This window comes from Flavobacterium notoginsengisoli, assembly GCF_042686225.1.
GTDB classification, from domain to species: Bacteria; Bacteroidota; Bacteroidia; order Flavobacteriales; family Flavobacteriaceae; genus Flavobacterium; species Flavobacterium notoginsengisoli.
The window spans coordinates 123,265-143,110 of the sequence record NZ_JBHUOT010000002.1; the positions used below are offsets into that span (position 1 = coordinate 123,265).

Sequence of the window (19,846 nt, forward strand, 5' to 3'; positions counted from 1 at the left end):
ATGAATAGTATTAACGACACAATTTCTTTTATTAAAGAACAATATAAAACAGAAAATTTTATACCTCTTCATGTTCCTCATTTTGGTGGAAATGAAAAGAAATATTTAATTGAGACTATAGATTCTACTTTTGTTTCCTCAGTTGGTGCTTATGTGGATCAGTTTGAAGAAATGATGCAAAACATTACCGATACTCAAAAAGCAGTGGCTGTTGTAAATGGTACAGCTGCAATTCAGGTAGCCTTGCGTTTAATTGGTGTAAAGACTGGAGATGAAGTTTTAACACAAGCTCTAACTTTTGTTGCTACCGCAAATTCTATAAGTTATCTAAATGCTACACCTGTTTTTTTAGATGTTGATTTAGATACTATGGGATTGTCGCCAGATTCAGTTTCACTTTTCTTAGAAGAGTTTGGAGAATTAAGAGAAGATGGTTGTTATAATAAAAAAACAGGAAAAAGAATAAGTGCCTGTTTGCCTATGCATACCTTTGGTTTTCCAGTACATTTGGATGAATTGATGAAGGTTTGTGATAAGTGGAAAATTCCGGTAGTAGAAGATGCCGCGGAATCCTTAGGTAGTGAATACAAAGGAAGATCAACAGGTAGCTTTGGAAAACTTGGTGCATTTTCATTTAACGGAAATAAAATAGTAACATGCGGTGGTGGTGGTGCAATTGTTACAAATGATCTGAAATTAGGAGAAAAAGGTAAATATTTGACTACTACAGCGAAGATTCCACACCCATATGAGTATATTCATGATGAAATGGGGTACAATTTTAGAATGCCTAATCTAAACGCTGCTCTTGCATGTGCTCAATTAGAGCAATTAAGTAATTTTATTGAGAACAAAAGGGCATTGGCAAAACAGTATGAATCGTTTTTTGCATCAAATGGTGTGAAATTTAGAACTGAAACTCCAAATACAAAAGCCAATTATTGGTTAATGTGTGTGGAACTTGAAAATAAGTCAGATCGTGATTTGTTTTTAAAAGCGACAAATGACAATAACGTAATGACAAGACCTATCTGGCAGTTGATGTATCGTTTGCCAATGTACAGTAATTGTCAGAGAGATAAACAGTTTAACGCAGAGTTTCTAGAAGAAAGAATTGTAAATATACCAAGTAGTGTTAGATAAGTCGCCTATTGCTATAATCGGTTATTCGGGGCATTCTTTTGTTGTGTTAGATGCTGCAAAACAATCTGGAATGACAGTAGACTATTATTGTGAGATAATGGAGTCTTTAGTGAATCCTTTTAAACTCGTTTATCTTGGAAATGAAAATAATCCAACATTTGACTGGAACATTGCTGGAACATTTATTTTAGGAGTAGGCGATAATAAGATTCGTCAAAAAGTTGCGAAATTAATTAATTCTAAAGGAAAAGAGCTAATAAATGTTATTCATCCAAGCTCTGTTATAAGTGAACATTTAATTATTGGAACAGGGAATTTAATTGCTGCGAATAGTACGGTAAATGCATTGTCAAAAATTGGGAATAATTGTATTTTAAATACAGGCTGTATTATCGAACATGAATGTGTAATTCAAAGTGGAGTACATATCGCACCAGGTGCTGTCTTGGCAGGTAATGTTTTTGTTGGAGAAAACTCATTTGTTGGGGCAAACTCCGTTGTTAGACAAGGAGTAAAAATTGGTAAAAATGTTATTGTTGGTGCAGGTAGCGTAGTTATAAAAGATATTCCAGATAATGAGATCTGGGTCGGAAATCCTGCTAAATTGCTTAAAAAATGAAAAAAACTCTGATTATTGCCGAAGCAGGTGTTAATCATAATGGTAGTATCGAAAATGCTTTCAGACTGATTGACGCTGCAGTAGATGCAAAAGTAGATTATATAAAATTCCAGACTTTTAAGGCTGAAAAATTAGTTGCTAAAACTGCAAAAAAAGCAGAATACCAGATACAAAACACTGGAAATTCAGAAGATTCACAATTTGAAATGCTTAAAAAACTTGAATTATCTCATGATGATCACGAAGTTTTGAGAAATTATTGTGATACAAAAGGGATAAAATTCTTTTCTACTGCGTTTGATCTAGATTCATTAGATTATTTAAAAAATTTAGGGCTTGATCTTGTGAAAATTCCTTCAGGGGAAATTACTAATCTTCCTTATTTGAGAAAGGCAGCTAAGCTTTTCAATAAAATCATTATTTCTACAGGAATGTGTACAATGGAGGATATTGAAGCAGCTATATCAGTATTTCTAAGTCATGGGATTGACAAAAGGAATATTAGTGTTCTTCATTGTAATACAGAATATCCTACTCCAATGAGAGATGTAAACCTTAAAGCAATGTTAATGATTGGTGAACATTTTGATACCGAGATAGGTTACTCAGATCATACATTGGGAATAGAAGTGCCTATTTGTGCGGTTGCATTAGGTGCAACTATTATAGAGAAGCATTTTACATTAGACAAGACAATGGACGGACCTGATCACGCCGCATCTTTAGAACCTTCTGAGCTAAAGGCAATGGTAACAGCTATAAGAAATATTGAAGAAGCAATTTCAGGAAACGGAATTAAAGAGCCAAGTGATTCTGAACGTAAAAATATAGTAATAGCTAGGAAGAGTATTGTTGCGAAAAAAGAAATAAAAAAGGGAGATATACTTACAGAAGAAAATTTAACAGTTAAAAGACCTGGTCATGGCATTTCTCCAATGAAATGGGATGAAGTTGTCGGTACAGTAGCAAAAGGTTATTTTAAAGAAGACGATTTGATCGAAATATGATAAGAAAGATTTGTGTTGTAACTGCTACTCGTGCAGAATACGGGCTTTTAAAACCTTTGATGGAATTAATAAGCAAATCAGATGATCTTGAATTACAAGTCGTTGCAACGGGTGCACATTTATCTCCTGAGTTTGGATTGACATATAGAGGTATTGAAGCAGATGGTTTTATCATTAATGAAAAAGTAGAAATATTATTATCTGCAGATACATCTTCAAGCATAGTTAAAACCATGGGAATTGCTATGTTGGGTATGGCTGAAATTTTTTCAAGGCTTAATCCAGATTTGTTATTAATTTTAGGCGATCGATATGAAATGCTTGCTATTGCATCTGCAGCCACTATTTTTAAAATTCCAATCGTACACTTGCACGGCGGTGAAATCACAGAAGGGGCTTATGACGATGCTATTCGTCATTCTATTACAAAAATGAGCCATTTACATTTTACGTCTACTGAGGAGTATAGAAATAGGGTAATACAATTAGGCGAAAATCCTGAAAATGTATTTAATGTGGGTGCAATTGGATTGGATAATATTGCAAATATGAAATTATTAACCAAAGAAGAACTCGAAGAAAATCTTGATGTAAAATTTCTAAAATATAATTATCAGGTAACTTTTCATCCTGAAACTTTAGGTGAATTATCGTCGTCGCAACAATTTAAAAATCTATTAGATGCTATAGATATTCAGGAAGACAGTTTTTTTATATTTACCAAAGCAAATGCTGATACAGATGGTCGAATAATTAACAAAATGATTGATGAATATGTAGTTGAAAATTCTCATAAAGCTAAAGTTTTCGATTCTTTAGGATCTTTGCGTTTTCTCTCTGTGGTTAAGTTATGCGATGCTATAGTCGGTAATAGTTCAAGTGGCATATTAGAAGCCCCATCATTAGATACAATAACAATCAATATTGGGGATAGACAAAAGGGGCGTACACAGGCAAAGAGTATTATTAATGTAAGTAATTCGATAGAAGATATTACAGGTGCTTTTAAACTGATTAGAGATGGGAATTTCCGGGCTAAGCTTGGTTCTGTGACAAATCCGTATGATAATGGAGGAGCTGCTAACAAAATTTTAAAAGAAATATTGAAGAATAAAAAGATCAATACAAATAAAAGTTTTTATAATTTATCATGAATATAGTTGAAAAGCACGTAATATTATATACTCAATCAGTTCGGGAAGCACTGATAAAGCTTGACTTAATAGCTCCTTCATCTATATTGTTTATTGTTGACGGGCAGAATAAATTAATAGGTTCTCTTACAGATGGAGACCTGAGAAGAGGTTTTATTAAAGGGCTGGGTTTTGAAGACAAACTTTTGGATTTTGTTAAATCTACACCAGTTTCAATTAAGGAAAATGAGTTTGATTTGGATCAACTTGAACAATTCAGAATAAATCTGTTAAAGATTATACCAATAGTTAATGATAATAATATAATTGTTGATATTCTTGATTTCAATTTGAGAAGAACTCTAATCCCTGCTGATGCCATATTAATGGCAGGAGGTGAAGGAAAAAGATTAAGGCCATTAACCGAAAATACCCCTAAGCCTTTACTAAAAGTAGGCGATAAACCTATCATAGAGTATAATATTGACAGGCTTATTAATGTTGGTATAAAAAATATTAACTTAAGTATAAACTATCTAGGTGACCAGATTGTTGAGTATTTCGGTGATGGAAGCGCTAAAGGGGTAGGTATTAAATATGTAAGGGAAGATAAACCTTTAGGTACCATTGGTTCTATTTTATTAGTTGATCAATTTTGTAACGAAGATATCATTGTTATGAATAGTGATTTACTAACCAATATAGATTTTACTGATTTCTTTAGAACTTATCAAGAATCAGAGGCGGATATGGCTGTAGCGGCAACTTCTTATCACATAGATGTTCCTTACGCTGTATTAGAAGTTGGAGATAATAAACAAGTAAAATCTCTAAAAGAAAAACCACGTTACACATACTACTCCAATGCAGGAATCTATATTATTAAGAAGAAGTTACTTAATATAATACCAGAAAATCAGTTTTATGATATTACTGATTTAATGGAAAGAGTACTAGAAATGAACCTGAAGCTAGTAACTTATCCAATTAATGGCTATTGGCTTGATGTGGGCAAACACGAAGATTTTAAAAAAGCTCAAGAAGATATAAAACATATTAAATTATAATATAAGCCGATGAAAGGGTTAATAACTGTTTGTGCCAGAGGTGGCTCTAAAGGTATTCCGGGGAAAAATATAAAAAAGATTAACGGAAAAGCGCTAATCGCTTATTCGATTGAAGTTGCTGTACAGTTGGCAAGAAAATATGATATTGATATTTTTCTTTCAACTGATTCAGAGGAAATCAAAAATGTAGTATGTCGATTACAATTTGATAAAGTTGATTGCTCTTATAGTCGTCCTGATTTTTTGGCAAGTGATACTGCTGGAAAACTAGATGCAATTACTGATGTTAAAAAATATGCTGAAATTCAAAAAAATATCACTTACGACTTCGTTATTGATCTTGATGTAACGTCTCCATTGCGTACAGCAGAAGACCTTGAAAAATCTATTCAAATGTTGTTTCTTAATGAAGAGGCTTTAAATTTGTTTTCGGTAAGTCCAGCAAATAGAAACCCATATTTTAATATGGTAGAAGAAAGTGGAAATGGTTTTTATAAATTGTGTAAAAAAGGTGAATTTTTAACGAGACAGTCTGCCCCGAAGGTGTTTGACTTAAATGCATCTTTTTATGTTTTTAAAAGCACTTTTTTTGGATCTGGTAATAAAACAGTAATTACAGATAAGAGCCTTGTGTATGAAGTTCCTCACTTGTGTTTTGATTTAGATCATGAGATTGATTTTGAGTTTATGACTTTCCTAGTAGAAAACAAGAAATTGAACTTCGATTTTAATTACTGAGAAAAGTGAAAGTACTTATAATTGGATTAGGCTCCATAGCTAAAAAACATATAGAAGCACTCAAGCATGTGGATAAGAAAACAGAAATTTATGCTTTGAGAAGAAAATCACATTGTGATAATATAGAAAACATCAAGAATATTTATGATATAAATACTTTTGATATGAAAACGATCGATTTTGTTATTATATCTAATCCAACTTCAGAGCATCTTTCAACAATTCAAAAGATATCTTTATATAATAAACCTTTGTTTATTGAAAAGCCATTATTCTCAGAAATAAATGATTATACTCAACTTCTGGTGAATCAATTGGAAGAAAAAAAAACTTCTACCTATGTGGCTTGTAATCTACGATTTTTAGATTGTTTGACAAGACTCAAAGATATTCTTAAAAGCGAAAGAATTAATGAAGTTAATGTATATTGCGGTTCTTATTTGCCTGACTGGAGACCAGGAGTTGATTTCCGAACAGTTTATAGTGCCAATAAAGAATTAGGAGGAGGGGTACATATTGATTTAATCCATGAATTAGATTATGTTTTCTGGTTGTTTGGAGAACCGATCCAAACAAAATCTTTTTTTTCTAATGTATCATCCCTGAATATTTCTGCTTACGATTATGCCAACTATTTATGGTCATACAATGAATTCTCTGCATCAATTATTTTGAATTACTTTAGAAAAGAGAGTAAAAGGACAATCGAACTGGTTACAGAAAGAGGTACATATTTTGTTGATTTGCTTAATAATACAATTATGTTTAATGAGGAATGTATATTTATTTCACAAAAGCGAATTATTGATACTTATAAAGATCAAATGTATTTTTATATTAATACAATTTTAAAAGACAAGAAGAAATTTAATTCTATTACCGAGGCAAATACCATTTTAAAATTATGTATGCAGGATTAAAAGATAAAGTTATTATTCTTACTGGGGCAGGAGGTTTAATAGGAAGAGAATCTTTAAAACATTTAGCACAAAACGATGCAAAGGTAATCGCAGTTGATGTAAACAGTTTTGATTCTGAAGCTGATTTGTTTCTGACCTTTGACGTGACTAAAACGAATGAAATGGATTCACTTATTGATACCGTTTTAAGCCATTATGGTAAAATTGATGGTTTGGTCAATTTAGCATATCCGAGAACCAAAGACTGGGGAACTAAATTTGAAAAGATCCCTTACGATTCCTGGCAGAAAAACGTAGATATGCAGATGAATTCAGTTTTCTACATTTGTCAGAAAGTCTTAGAAATAATGAAAAAACAAAAAAGCGGATCTATAGTTAATATTTCCTCAATATATGGAGTAGTAGGTAATGATTTTACATTATATGAAGAATATGGAGGTACTTCTCCAGCAGCTTATGCTGCAATTAAGGGAGGATTAGTAAATCTTACACGATACCTTGCTTCATATTATGGTAAATATAATGTGAGGATTAATTGTATGTCTCCGGGCGGGGTATTGGATGTAAAAAATCAAAATCCTTCTTTTATCAATAGATACAGCGAAAAATCTCCTTTAAAAAGATTAGGAAATCCTTCAGAAATGGCTCCTGCAATTTCTTTTCTACTTTCTGATGATGCTTCTTTTATAACAGGGCATAATCTAATGGTTGATGGAGGATGGACTGCCATATAAATAATATCAATAAAATTTTTATGATAGGAAAAGTATACATATGTCATCATATTGACACAGAAGGGCCTCTTTATGAAAGTATAGAAGAGCTGTTTAAAAGAGTTAAATTTATTACAGGAATAAATCTTGAACCTACGAAGGACAATATTATTAAACTACAAAATAGGGAAATCGAAATTTCTGACGAGCTATGGAAAGAGTTGAAACTTATTGTTGATCCCCATACCATTAATTTTTTAGGTGAATGGGGACAAATTGATACTATGCTCGATACTATTATGTCTTCATCTTATAGGAATGAACTTTTAGATATAGAAGGTAATGGCTGGCTTTATAACTGGCATATAATGGATCATGTAGGCTTTACAGGTGCTAACCCACGTAGAAGAGATTTGGGATATCTTAAAATATTTGAATATTATGAGAGTAAGATAAAAGCTACTGATTCATACATGGATGTGCTTCATTGGCATTTTCATCCGATTTCTTTTACGAAAGATGCACATATTCCAGCAACATCATATGAAAATTCAATGTATGATTTACATCAGATAATATCGAGAAGGTTAATAGAAAAGGAGTGGTTCCCTTTAGTTAATCGTGCTGGATTTCATACTGTGAGGTTTGATTCGAGTCATTTTCTTGAACAATGGATACCGTTTGATCCTTCTAATCAGGCAGTAAAGGATGAGTTTCAACCAAAGTTGCAACGTGACCTTACAAATGGACGATTTGGTGATTGGAGAGGAGCTCCATATGATTGGTCAATCTATCAGCCAGATCACAGAGACTGGAGAAAATCTGGTGCTATGAACAGGTATGTTGCCCGTGTTCTTAATATGAATTCAAGACACAGAAATATTACATATGATGAACTTGTTACAGCATTTGAAAAAGCTCGAAAAGGAGAAAATGTATATGTTGGGATAACAAATCATGACTGGCGTGACATGAAGAGAGAAATTGATGACTTTAGAATTTTATTGGCAAAAGTTATTGAAGAATATTCTGATGTTCCTTTTATATTCAGTGAATCTAAAAGAGCATTTCAAGAAATTCTATTCAGTTCAGAGCAGGTGCAGGAAGAAGCTATTAACATAAAAGTTGAGTTAGATAGTAAGCATTTGGTTGTATATGTGGAAAATGGAGAAACATTTGGGCCGCAACCATACTTGGCAATTAAGACCAAAGATGGACAATATTACCATGATAATTTTGATTACTTGGATCATTCTTCTCAAAATTTCAATTATACTTTTGATGATTATACAATTCCGTTAGATAATATAGAAAAGATTGCTGTAGCTACGAATGATAAATTTGGCAATCAAGCAATAAAAATAATATCGTTATAATTATGCTGGTCTCTGAGTTTTTTAATAAAGAATTAAACAGTTTAAAATTTTATAATGAATTAAATACGTCGTATGTTAAAGATGATCTAGGATGGTTTTTTCAAAAGACATGTGATTTAGAAAATGTTTTTTCTAAGGATACCATTGATTATCTAACATATTTGTTACTTATTAAGCAGGATAAACAAGATTTATGGTGTAATATAGATTTACACACATTATCAAAAAGTTATTCTCAGAAGTATTTTGACTTAATAAATAATGAAGATATTGATATAGAGCTGAAATTAAAATGCCAAAGACTTAATTATATAATCCAGCTTCATTTGGATAAAGATAAGTCTCAATACTATGAAGCTGAATTTTTTAACGAAATAGAATACTTTTTTCCATGGGATATTGAAGTGGTTAAAGATAATTTGATTGTTGTTGAGTCAAAAGATACCATTAGATATAACAATGAAAGAGTAGATTTTCTTTCGAACAATAATTTTATGTTAACTCAGGTTGATCGTTTTGATGAAAAGATTATTTTCAATAGTTGTTATAGTTCTTACATAGCTACTGTTAACTTAGAGCTTAGTGAACACAAAGTAGAACAAGATAATAACTGCTTATTTATGTTTTACTATGATGGTTTCCTTTCTAAAGTAACGATTGATTATAATGTAATTATTGATGGCAAAAATATAGGCTCTTTAGGAGATACAAACAAACCGTGGAGATTTAGAGTTTTCGAAAATTATTTGTTTGTCTTTGACTGGTACAAATTTGGTTCCTGTATAATTTTTAATTTAGATTTTGGTAATTCAATGAGACATCATTTTACAGAAATGTGGATTCCTCACGATATTGTAAGAGTTGATGATAAATATTATCTTTTGGACAAACAACAGGGAATGATTTTTATTTATGATCTAAATTTTAAATTTATTAATAATTTATTGTCTTTTGGGTACAATAAAGGACAATTATGTGATCCTATCGGAATTAAAAAAGCAGAAAATTTCATTTTAGTTTCTTCTTGGTTATCAGGTAAAATAAATGTTGTGTATGTTTAAAGATGAAGTGATAGGCGATAATAAAAAGATATTACAGGAAGATCCGGATTTGTTTTTTGATATGGAAAAGAAATATAATCTCTTTTCCTTAAAAACATATGACGATATTCCTTTGTGGGATATTTTTAGACCTGAATTATATAATTATATTATATATAAAGATGAGATTAAAGGTAAGGCTTCGGTTTCATATGGTAAAGCCCAAATGCTTTTTGTATTAATTAAAAAATTTGCTGGCTTATATAAAATTATTAATAGGAAGAAGTACTTCTTTTTTGGCGTATCACGTTTTGTAAATAAAAAGGGGGAGTATTTTGACCCTTACTTGGAGACAATAAAGCCTTTGATTGGTAACGATTTTTTATTATATGAAACAGCGCAGAATAAGCCCAAATACAAAGAGAAAGGAGTAGCTGATGTTAGTACTTATTTGCTAAGAATATTTCGTCCAATATATTACAATAGAGTACAAAAAAGTGTTGACAAAGATTTATTGGGTCAGATAATTAGTGTATTACAAGATACATACGGTTATGAGGTTGTTACTGAGGAAATTCTGAGAAATATTTTCTTTAAATTTAAAGTTCATTATTTATTTTACAAGTTAATTTTCTCTGTAAATCGTTTTAAATGTGTTTTTTTGCATCAAAATGGTTATCAAAAAGGACTTATATATGCTGCACATAAATCAGGTATACCAGTTTATGAATTTCAGCATGCTGATGTGATCGAATTTAATATAGTTTGGCATTATGGTACAATTCCAAACTATGAAGATATAATTTTCCCTAATGTTTTTTTGACTTATTCCAATTTTTGGAGTGATCATAATAATATTCCTGGAAAAAGTGTAGAGATTGGTACAGCTATACATAATATTGAAAATTTTGAGGTTATTTCAAATACTGTAGCTATTATTTCTACCAAAGAACATGAAATTGAGTTAAACGAATTGACATTACGACTCGCATCTATATATCCTGATACAGTCTTTGAATATAAGTTACATCCAGCTCAATTCAATTCAATAGATGAATATAAAATTCTATTTTCAAAGTATTCTAATATAAGAGTAGTGCCTGTTGATAAAACGATTACTGATCTTATTGCAGAGGTACAGCACTTTATAGTAATTTATTCATCAGTAATTTTTGAGCTTTTGCAGGCCAAAAAACAAGTATATCTATACAAACGTGAAAATTTTTGGTTTTTCCGTAAATTTTTTAATCTGCCTAATGTAAGTCTTTTCGATTCGGCTGAAGAGTTTTATTTTCAATATAAAAATGCTTCGTTTAGCTCTTCCGCGCCAGTACCTGAATTTTACGTGCCTTTAAGACTGGACAAATTAAAATCTTTACTTGATGTTGAGGTCAAGAATAATATAAACAACTAATGTCATCAAAACTATTTAAGAATACTTTTCTTTATGCTGTAGGAGAAGTTTTCCCTAGAGCTATAAGTCTTATATTGTTACCCGTATTTACAGCAGTATTGACTACCAATGATTACGGCATTTTGTCATATACATCTGCATTTATAATGTTTTTATATGTACTGTCTTCTTTGTCACTCAATTCCTATGTGCTTAGACGTTACTTTGAATGTAAAACTGAGACTGAAAAGAAAAAACTAATAGGTAACATATTTGTTTTTATTGGCATTTTGAATATTATACTTTTGGGTGTATTATTTTTGATTTTGCCTTATGTAATTAAGTTTTATTCTATAAAAGTTCCCTGGAATCCGTATTTTCGTTTAGCGGTAGTCTGTAATTTTCTTGAGGTTTTTACTATTTTACCAATGGTATTATTTAGGGTTCGGGAACAGGCATTGTACTTTGTTTTTTTAAGTATATTCCGTGTATTACTTCAGTTCGCATTAATTTATTATTTTGTTGTAATTGAGTCTTATGGGTTGTTAGGAAGTTATTATGGACAACTTATTCCATTGATATTATACTTCTTTATTTCGTGGGGAATTATTTTAAAAAATGCTACTCTAAATATAAACATTAAACAGATAAAAGATGGACTCCGTTTTTCTTTACCCCTGTTACCAGGTGCATTAGCATACTTAATAATGTCGCTGTCAGATAGGATAATACTTGAAAGACATATTAGTTTGGCAGTATTAGGTGTATATAATGTTGCAGTTACGTTTTCTCAGGCTCTTAATGTTATAGTCCAAAGCGCTTATCGAGCTCTTGAACCTGAGATATTTAAGAGATTTAATACAGATGGATTTTCATCTTTTGTCAATAGGGCCTCTACAATATATCTTGCTGTAGTTTACATATTGGCGATTGCACTAGCATTATTCTCAAAAGAAGTTTTCTGTTTTTTTACATCAAAAGATTTTTATAGTGGTAGTGATATAGTTCCGTATATTATTTTTGGGATATTATTTGCGGCACATAATGTTTTACTTGGTAGTGTTTTAGCGGCGGAAAACAATACAAAATCGATAGGGGCTTCTATGCTTATAGGAGGTGTAGTTAGTATTTCAATTAATGTTTTTCTGATACCAATAATGGGAATATATGCTTCGGCTTTAGCTTCAGGAATGGCATTTCTTATAATGGATATTTTGCTTTTTACCAGAATTAAAACTCAGTTATCGTTGAAAAATAGTTTTTCTAACATGGGGGTTTACTTAGTAGTTGTAATAATTCTTGAAATTTGGAATCCATCTATTTCTATCCAGGTTTTTGCTTTTAAGCTTATTATTTTTTGCTGCTTATTCATTTTATTGCTTAAACTTAATAATATTAGTAAGGCCAGTTTTAAATCATTACTCAGATAGTTTAAATGTATAAATGTTTACTAAAATAAAAAATAAAACGATTCGCTATAACCAACTTGTATACTTGTAAATTAAAATTTCTGACTAACAATCAAAAGATAGTGATTTTAAAAATGTAGAATATGTTTAAAAGAATTTATTTGTCTCTGCGTTGGCGTATTTGGTATACCATAAACAAATCTAAATTTAAACAACTAGGCAAGAAAACGTTTATACATAAACCTCTTTCAATTGAAGGAAAACAAAATATAAGCGTGGGGAAGAATGTGTATGTTGCTTACAAAACTTGGCTTGCCGCTATGCCTTATACGGGTTTTAACGATTGTAAGCTTATAATTGGAGATGGATGTAGGATAGGTAATTTTAATCATATTTATGCAACACAATCAATAATATTTGGTAATAATGTACTTACTGCAGATAAGGTATATATCTCAGATAATTTACATAATTACGAAGATATTTCAATACCTATTTTACACCAACCTGTAAAACAGATAGGAACAGTTACAATTGGAGAAAATTCTTGGATTGGCGAAAATGTATGCATAATGGGAGCAAATATTGGCACACATTGCGTGATAGGGGCTAATTCAGTTGTAACAAAAGATATTCCGGATTACTGCGTTGCCGTGGGAACTCCCGCAAAGGTTATTAAACGATATTGCTTTAAGACCAATACTTGGATAAAAACTAATTAATAATTATAAAATGCTCTTTAATTCATTAAATTTTGCTTTCTTTTTGCCAATTGTTTTTGCTTTATATTGGTTACTGAATAAGACTAGAAAATATCAAAATATCCTGTTATTAATTTCAAGCTACTTTTTTTACGCTTGTTGGGATTGGAGGTTTTTATTCCTACTCATTTTTTCTACGCTTTTAGATTATTACACAGGAATTAAAATGTTTGAGTCTAAAACAATTCACTCTAAAAGATTTTGGTTTTGGCTTAGTATAATAATAAATCTTGGTTTTTTAGGGGTTTTTAAATACTATAATTTTTTCGCAACATCCTTTGGTGAACTATTATCCGGTTTTGGACTACAGGTAAATGTCTGGACTTTAAATGTTATACTGCCTGTGGGAATTTCTTTTTATACATTTCATGGATTATCATATGTTATTGATATTTATAACGATAAAATAAAAGCAGAAAGAGACTTTATCGATTACTCGCTTTTTGTCAGTTTTTTTCCTCTGCTGGTAGCTGGGCCAATCGAGCGTGCTACGCATTTATTACCTCAGATAAAAAATGACAGAACATTTAATTACTATAGTGCAGTCGATGGATTAAGGCAGATTTTATGGGGACTTTTTAAGAAAGTAGTTATTGCAGATCAATGTGCAATTTATGCTAATACAATTTTCAATAGTTCTTCAGATCAATCAGGAAGTACTTTGGCATTAGGTGCTATCTTCTTTACATTTCAGATCTATGGTGATTTTTCGGGTTATTCAGATATTGCTTTAGGAACTGCCAGACTTTTTGGTTTTGACCTTCTACGAAATTTTGCTTATCCTTATTTTTCCAGAGATATAGCTGAATTTTGGAGGAGATGGCATATTTCATTGTCCTCTTGGTTTAAAGATTACTTATATATTCCTTTAGGAGGTAGCAAAGGAAGTATGTGGTTAAAAATTAGAAATACATTTATAATTTTTTTAGTCAGTGGTTTTTGGCACGGTGCTAACTGGACTTTTATTGTTTGGGGATTATTAAATGCATTATATATAATGCCATCTATTATTTTTAATAACAACAGGAATAATCTTGATACTGTAGCTCAGGGACGATTTTTACCTACTTTTAAAGAGTTTTTCAGTATAGCAATTACGTTTTCTCTTACAGTTATTGCATGGATATTTTTTAGGGCTAATAATATAACACATGCTCTGTCGTATATTTCAAATATGTTTTCCAAAAAGCTTTTGTCGGTTCCGACAATTATGCCTCCAAAACTAATATTATTTATAATCCTTTTTATGTTTATTGAATGGTTAGGGCGTGAGAATAAATTTGCTATTGAGAAACTATTTTTAAGGTTTCCCTCTATATTCAGATGGACTTTTTATATAGTTATAATCTTTATGATATTCAATTACACATTACAGGATAAACCACAATTTATTTATTTTCAATTTTAAATGCAGGTAGAAATTAATATGAAAAAATTTATTCAGAGATTGTCTATATTCACATGTGTAGTGTTGTTTATTTTGGTTTTAGGAGCACTTATGCCACCTACACCCCGATCTAAAACATCTCTTTTATTTTCAAAACTAGATAAAGACTCTTTAATGAAAAATGTTAAAGGTGATAGGCTTATACTTATTGGGGGGTCTAATTTGTCTTTTGGTATAAACAGTCAGATGTTAAAGGATTCTTTGAAATTTAATCCAATTAATAATGGTATTCATGCTGCTTTAGGGCTTGAATATTTGTTGAATGAAGCAGCTCCCTATATTAAGGAAGGTGATGTAATTATAATATCTCCGGAGTATACTCATTTCTATGGTAACACTGCATATGGATCTGAGGTTTTATGCAGAATGTTTTTTGATGTTGATTTTCGGAAAGGAAATGAGGCCGTTACATATATGAGCTTTAAACAATGGCAGCAAATATTAATGTATTGCCCTAAATATGTGGCTTCAAAGTTTGATCCTTTAGAGTATTTTCCTCTAAGTCATGATCCTGTTTATAGCCGAGATTCTTTTAACCAATTTGGTGATGCAGTAGCTCATTATAATCTTCCTCCTGTAGATTATTTGGCTTTGGATGCGATAGATGGAAAATTCAATGAAGATATAGTAGAGAAGCTGAAGGAATTCAGACACCTTGTATTGGAAAAAAAAGCCAGATTATTTATTACCTTTCCTGCGGTTGATGAACAATCTTATCAAAATAATAAAACCCAGATAAACAAAATTTATCAAAGACTACAAGATGATAAGTTTTTGATTTTAGGTACACAGTTAGAATTTATAGTTTCGAATGACATGATATTTAATGCGTATTGTCATCTTAATAAAAAAGGAACAGATTACAGAACACAATTATTGATTAAAGAATTAAAAAAAGAATTATGAAAAATATATTAATAACTGGTGGAGCAGGTTTTATAGGCTCTAATTTAGCTTTAAAATTAAATGAGAAAGGTTACAATGTAACTGTTTTGGATAACTTATCACCTCAGATTCATGGTGAAGATGCAGAAAATAATTCTTTTTTATTTCTAAAAATAAAAGACAAAGTTAAATTTATCAAAGGTACTGTGACTTCAAAAGAAGATTGGAAACAAGCTATTGAAGGACAAGATGCTATTGTGCATTTTGCCGCCGAAACAGGAACAGGACAATCAATGTATGAAATTGAAAAATATACTGATGTTAATATAGGTGGTACTGCCATGATGTTGGATTTACTCGCTAACGAACAACATTCAATTAAAAAAGTTGTAGTTGCTTCTTCAAGATCTATTTATGGTGAGGGAAGGTACTGGTCTGAAGATTTAAATGCATATATATATCCGAAACACAGGACTGATGATTATATGTCTATGGGAGATTTCGAAGTAAAGTATAAAGGTGCCACAAAACCTCTACAACTAGTTGCGACAGATGAAGAGTCTAAAATTCATCCATCTTCTGTATATGGGATTACAAAACAAAATCAGGAGCAAATGATTATGACTGTATGTCCTACAATAGGAATCGCACCAGTTGCTTTCAGATATCAAAATGTTTATGGTCCTGGGCAATCATTGTCAAATCCTTATACAGGTATTTTGTCTATTTTCTCTACACTTATCAAAAATGGGAAAGATATTAACATCTTTGAAGATGGAAAAGAAACACGTGATTTTGTTTATATTGATGATATCGTTACAGCAACAATTCTTGGACTTGAAAAAGAAGAAGCTAATGGAGAAGTTTTTAATGTGGGAACAGGTGAAGCCACTGATGTTATCACTGTAGCCAACACATTGGTAAAAAATTATGGAGCAGATACAAATATTAAAATTTCTGGTAATTACAGGCTTGGTGATATTCGTCACAACTATGCAGACCTTACAAAAATAAAAGCCTTGCTTGGGTTTGAGCCAAAGTATAATTTTGAAACAGGTATAAGGAAATTTACAGATTGGGTACTTACTCAGGAAATAAAAGAAAGCAAATACGAAGATAGTATTGCTGAAATGAAAGAAAAAGGCCTATTTAAATAATATTAAATTTAAAAAGAATGTCAAGGCAAAAAGCTTTATTTATAGGAATTGGTTTTTATGATTATGATCAGTGTATAATCAATGAATTCAATTCTTTAGGATATGATGTTGACTATTTTTCCGAATTTCCAAAAGGAATCCCTTATAGGTATTATTTGAGGAGGAATAATGTAGATAAGATAAATTTTTATAGGGAAAAGACAAGTATGGCTATAGCAAATGCTTGTAAATCTGATTATGATATTGTTTTTGTGATAAAAGGAGAATGTCTTTCTCAAAGTGCTATTGATAAAATTAAAAGTAAGAATCCGAACAGCAAATGGATTTTATATTTATGGGATTCTATTGTAAGAATACCACAAAGTAAAATAACAGCGAAGAATTTTGATACAGTTTATTCATTTGACAGGGCAGATTGTGTTGAAAATAAAGGTTTTATTTTTAATCCTCTTTTTTTTAGAAAAGAATATGATAGAAAGCTTTATACAGAGATGGAGGTCAAACATGATATATATTTTTTAGGCTGGTATCATTCAGACAGACTAAAACTGGCAAAGAAGATTGTAGATTTTTGTAAAAAAGAAGAATTGAGTTATAAGGTAATTCTATATACAGGGTACATGAATTATCTTTTACATAAGCTCATAGGTAAAGAGTTAAAGGGGAATAAAGAATATCTTGTATTTAAAACAATTACTGCAAAAATGAATCTGGACTTTATAATGAAGTCGAAGGCTACTTTAGATATAGCTCATCCGCAACAGACTGGTTTAACAATGAGAACTATCGAATTGTTGGGAGCGCAAAAGAAAATAATTACCACAAACAGTGATATCGTTAATTACGATTTTTACGACCCCAAAAACGTGTTAATAATTGATAGAGATAATCCGGATTTTGACACTGACTTTTTTAAAACTGAATTTAATCCTACTCCTGATTCAATATTACAGGCTTATTCTATAAGCGAATGGCTTAAACGAATGGTCTAAAGAATTTGTAATTTTTTTTCGATTTTAAATTACATAATTACTTATTATTTTTTTGAGAACTTTTAACGAATTAAGAAATTAAAGTTCCATAGTTTTTGCACCTTTTTCTTTTAAATTTTATACATAGATGCTTTTTAGGATTGTTAAATTTTTACTGTCACTTCTTGTACTGATTTTACTAATAGATCCGACTGACCGTATTTTCCATTTAAAAATTCCTTTATTTGTACTGACAATGTTTGGATGGATAATTTTAAAGACAAAATCCAAAATAAAATATTATAAGGAATATTTAATAATTATACTTTTTTTACTATTAATAACTGTTTTCGGAATAATTACCGCAGTTGTTCAAGGAAATGATACTGATTACGCATTCGCATTTGGATTTTTAAAATCTATGCTTATTTTAGTTTTATTAATAGTTGTGGTTGATACTAATATTGATATTGGAAAGTATGTTATTAAATATTCAATTTTAATACCGATAATAACATTTATAATTTACTGCTTACCTCTTTACAATGTGGTGCTTTTTGGACAGGTATATGATTATATTGTGGGTGAGAAAGAAACATTGATGATAGCCTACAGAAACTTTTATGGATATGATGTTTTTATGGTTTATTATAAGACTAGTCCAGTACTTGTTTTTCCTTTATCTTATTATTGCTCTAGTATTGTTAGGAATGGATTTACAATTAAAAGAATGATTTTAATAATAATGCTAACTGTTTGTTTGGTGTTATCTGGAACTAGAGCAAATATGCTTTCAGCCCTATTTGTTATTATTTATTGGACTTATATATTTTTGAAAGAAAGAAAAAATGCCTTTTATTCTTTAGTGGTTTTTGCATCTGTCTTTACTGCTATAACAATGTTTGCTTTGAGTTTATCATTTGAAAAAAAAGAGGCATCATCAGAAATTAAATCTGGTCATTTCATATCTATTATAGATACTTTTGAAGAACATCCTCAATATTTGATATGGGGTCAGGGGCTGGGAAGTAAATTTTATTCAATAGGGGGGAAAAGAATTCTTTCACAAGTTGAGCTTACCTATGTTGAGTTGATACGTTACTTTGGAATTCCTCTTGGAGTTTTTTTTATAATAATGATGGTTTATCCATTAATTAATATTATAAATAATAAAAGAGTTAATGGCTATAATCAATACATTATTCCTGCTTTTTTTAGTTATTTATTCATTTGCGGAACCAATCCATTGTTAGTAAGTTCGACAGGGATGCTTATAATGATTATAATGTATTCATATATTCATAAAGATTTTACTGTTGAAGATAAAAAAGAATTAAGATAACATAGTATGATTTCAGTTTGCTTAGCCACTTATAACGGGGAAAATTATATAAAACAACAGCTTGATTCTATTTTAAATCAAATTGGTATTGATGATGAAGTAGTAATTTCTGATGACAATTCTACTGATGACACTGTTACGATTATAAACTCTTTTAACGATAAAAGAATTTCTATTCATAAAAATAAAGGCAAAGGAGTACATCAAAATTTTGAGAATGCAATAAGTAAAAGTAAAGGGGATTATATTTTTTTGTCTGACCAAGATGATGTCTGGATGGCAGATAAGGTTCAGACTTGTTTAAAAGATTTTGAAAAAGGATACGATTTAATCCTTTCTGATTGTAGTATATTTAATTCTGAAACAGGGGAAATAGTAGAAGAATCCTTTTTTTTGTTTAATAATTCGAAAAAAGGAATAATAAATAATATTCTAAAAAATAGTTACATTGGTTGCTGTATGGCTTTTTCTTCTCGCTTAAAAAATAAAGTACTTCCCTTTCCTAAAACAATACCAATGCATGACAGTTGGATAGGTATTACTGGAGAATTATTTTTCAAAGTTAATTTCAATAAAGGAAAGCTGATTAAATATAGAGTACATTCTCAAAATGCCTCATATACAGGTACTGGGAAAAGCGAATATAGTTTATTGAAAAAAGTTTCATTTAGACTTTCTCTATGTTATGCCTTATGCCGAAGATTTGTTTTTAAATTAAAATAGGA

The 19,846-nt window shown here is 30.5% G+C and carries 19 protein-coding genes; all 19 read left to right on the plus strand.

Annotation, left to right across the window (positions count from 1 at the left end; all coding sequences use genetic code 11):
- The 19 genes from ACFS3A_RS05810 (at position 1) to ACFS3A_RS05900 (ending at position 19,844) form a co-directional block, all read left to right on the plus strand.
- Positions 1 to 1,143: a LegC family aminotransferase gene (locus ACFS3A_RS05810; protein WP_379824476.1), complete on the plus strand. Its 1,143-nt coding sequence runs from the start codon at positions 1 to 3 to the stop codon at positions 1,141 to 1,143.
- Positions 1,133 to 1,762, plus strand: coding sequence for an acetyltransferase (locus ACFS3A_RS05815; RefSeq protein ID WP_379824477.1), 630 nt, complete (start codon positions 1,133 to 1,135; stop codon positions 1,760 to 1,762). Before ACFS3A_RS05810 ends, ACFS3A_RS05815 begins: the two co-directional genes overlap by 11 nt.
- Positions 1,759 to 2,769 carry an N-acetylneuraminate synthase gene (neuB, locus tag ACFS3A_RS05820; RefSeq protein ID WP_379824478.1) on the plus strand — a complete coding sequence of 337 codons (1,011 nt, stop codon included), beginning with the start codon at positions 1,759 to 1,761 and terminating at the stop codon, positions 2,767 to 2,769. Before ACFS3A_RS05815 ends, neuB begins: the two co-directional genes overlap by 4 nt.
- Entirely contained in the window at positions 2,766 to 3,923 is a 1,158-nt protein-coding gene (gene neuC / locus ACFS3A_RS05825; protein WP_379824479.1) for a UDP-N-acetylglucosamine 2-epimerase, read from the plus strand. Before neuB ends, neuC begins: the two co-directional genes overlap by 4 nt.
- Entirely contained in the window at positions 3,920 to 4,969 is a 1,050-nt protein-coding gene (locus ACFS3A_RS05830; RefSeq protein WP_379824480.1) for a nucleotidyltransferase family protein, read from the plus strand. Before neuC ends, ACFS3A_RS05830 begins: the two co-directional genes overlap by 4 nt.
- 9 nt (positions 4,970 to 4,978) lie before the next feature.
- Positions 4,979 to 5,707 carry an acylneuraminate cytidylyltransferase family protein gene (locus tag ACFS3A_RS05835; protein WP_379824481.1) on the plus strand — a complete coding sequence of 243 codons (729 nt, stop codon included), beginning with the start codon at positions 4,979 to 4,981 and terminating at the stop codon, positions 5,705 to 5,707.
- A gap of 5 nt (positions 5,708 to 5,712) precedes the next feature.
- Positions 5,713 to 6,627 (plus strand): Gfo/Idh/MocA family protein, encoded by a 915-nt coding sequence (locus ACFS3A_RS05840; protein WP_379824482.1) that lies wholly within the window; start codon positions 5,713 to 5,715, stop codon positions 6,625 to 6,627.
- Positions 6,612 to 7,361, plus strand: coding sequence for an SDR family oxidoreductase (locus ACFS3A_RS05845; RefSeq protein ID WP_379824483.1), 750 nt, complete (start codon positions 6,612 to 6,614; stop codon positions 7,359 to 7,361). Before ACFS3A_RS05840 ends, ACFS3A_RS05845 begins: the two co-directional genes overlap by 16 nt.
- Before the next feature lie 20 nt (positions 7,362 to 7,381).
- Positions 7,382 to 8,716, plus strand: coding sequence for a hypothetical protein (locus ACFS3A_RS05850; protein ID WP_379824484.1), 1,335 nt, complete (start codon positions 7,382 to 7,384; stop codon positions 8,714 to 8,716).
- Between the two features lie 2 nt (positions 8,717 to 8,718).
- On the plus strand, positions 8,719 to 9,777 hold the full coding sequence (locus ACFS3A_RS05855; RefSeq protein ID WP_379824486.1) for a hypothetical protein: 1,059 nt from the start codon (positions 8,719 to 8,721) through the stop codon (positions 9,775 to 9,777).
- Positions 9,770 to 11,170 (plus strand): hypothetical protein, encoded by a 1,401-nt coding sequence (locus ACFS3A_RS05860; RefSeq protein WP_379824487.1) that lies wholly within the window; start codon positions 9,770 to 9,772, stop codon positions 11,168 to 11,170. The genes ACFS3A_RS05855 and ACFS3A_RS05860 overlap by 8 nt, the downstream gene beginning before the upstream one ends.
- Positions 11,170 to 12,579: a lipopolysaccharide biosynthesis protein gene (locus ACFS3A_RS05865; RefSeq protein ID WP_379824488.1), complete on the plus strand. Its 1,410-nt coding sequence runs from the start codon at positions 11,170 to 11,172 to the stop codon at positions 12,577 to 12,579. Before ACFS3A_RS05860 ends, ACFS3A_RS05865 begins: the two co-directional genes overlap by 1 nt.
- Before the next feature lie 122 nt (positions 12,580 to 12,701).
- Positions 12,702 to 13,280 carry an acyltransferase gene (locus ACFS3A_RS05870; RefSeq protein ID WP_379824489.1) on the plus strand — a complete coding sequence of 193 codons (579 nt, stop codon included), beginning with the start codon at positions 12,702 to 12,704 and terminating at the stop codon, positions 13,278 to 13,280.
- A gap of 10 nt (positions 13,281 to 13,290) precedes the next feature.
- The gene (locus tag ACFS3A_RS05875; RefSeq protein ID WP_379824490.1) at positions 13,291 to 14,727 is read left to right on the plus strand and encodes an MBOAT family O-acyltransferase; all 1,437 of its coding nucleotides are present in this window, start codon (positions 13,291 to 13,293) and stop codon (positions 14,725 to 14,727) included.
- Entirely contained in the window at positions 14,728 to 15,672 is a 945-nt protein-coding gene (locus ACFS3A_RS05880; RefSeq protein WP_379824491.1) for a hypothetical protein, read from the plus strand. It abuts the gene before it with no gap.
- The gene (locus ACFS3A_RS05885; protein WP_379824492.1) at positions 15,669 to 16,808 is read left to right on the plus strand and encodes an NAD-dependent epimerase/dehydratase family protein; all 1,140 of its coding nucleotides are present in this window, start codon (positions 15,669 to 15,671) and stop codon (positions 16,806 to 16,808) included. The genes ACFS3A_RS05880 and ACFS3A_RS05885 overlap by 4 nt, the downstream gene beginning before the upstream one ends.
- 17 nt (positions 16,809 to 16,825) lie before the next feature.
- Positions 16,826 to 17,800 (plus strand): hypothetical protein, encoded by a 975-nt coding sequence (locus tag ACFS3A_RS05890; RefSeq protein WP_379824493.1) that lies wholly within the window; start codon positions 16,826 to 16,828, stop codon positions 17,798 to 17,800.
- 235 nt (positions 17,801 to 18,035) lie between these two features.
- The gene (locus ACFS3A_RS05895) at positions 18,036 to 19,121 is read left to right on the plus strand and encodes an O-antigen ligase family protein (protein WP_379824494.1); all 1,086 of its coding nucleotides are present in this window, start codon (positions 18,036 to 18,038) and stop codon (positions 19,119 to 19,121) included.
- Positions 19,122 to 19,127: 6 nt separating this feature from the next.
- Positions 19,128 to 19,844 (plus strand): glycosyltransferase family 2 protein, encoded by a 717-nt coding sequence (locus tag ACFS3A_RS05900; protein WP_379824495.1) that lies wholly within the window; start codon positions 19,128 to 19,130, stop codon positions 19,842 to 19,844.
- Positions 19,845 to 19,846 lie beyond the last annotated feature (2 nt).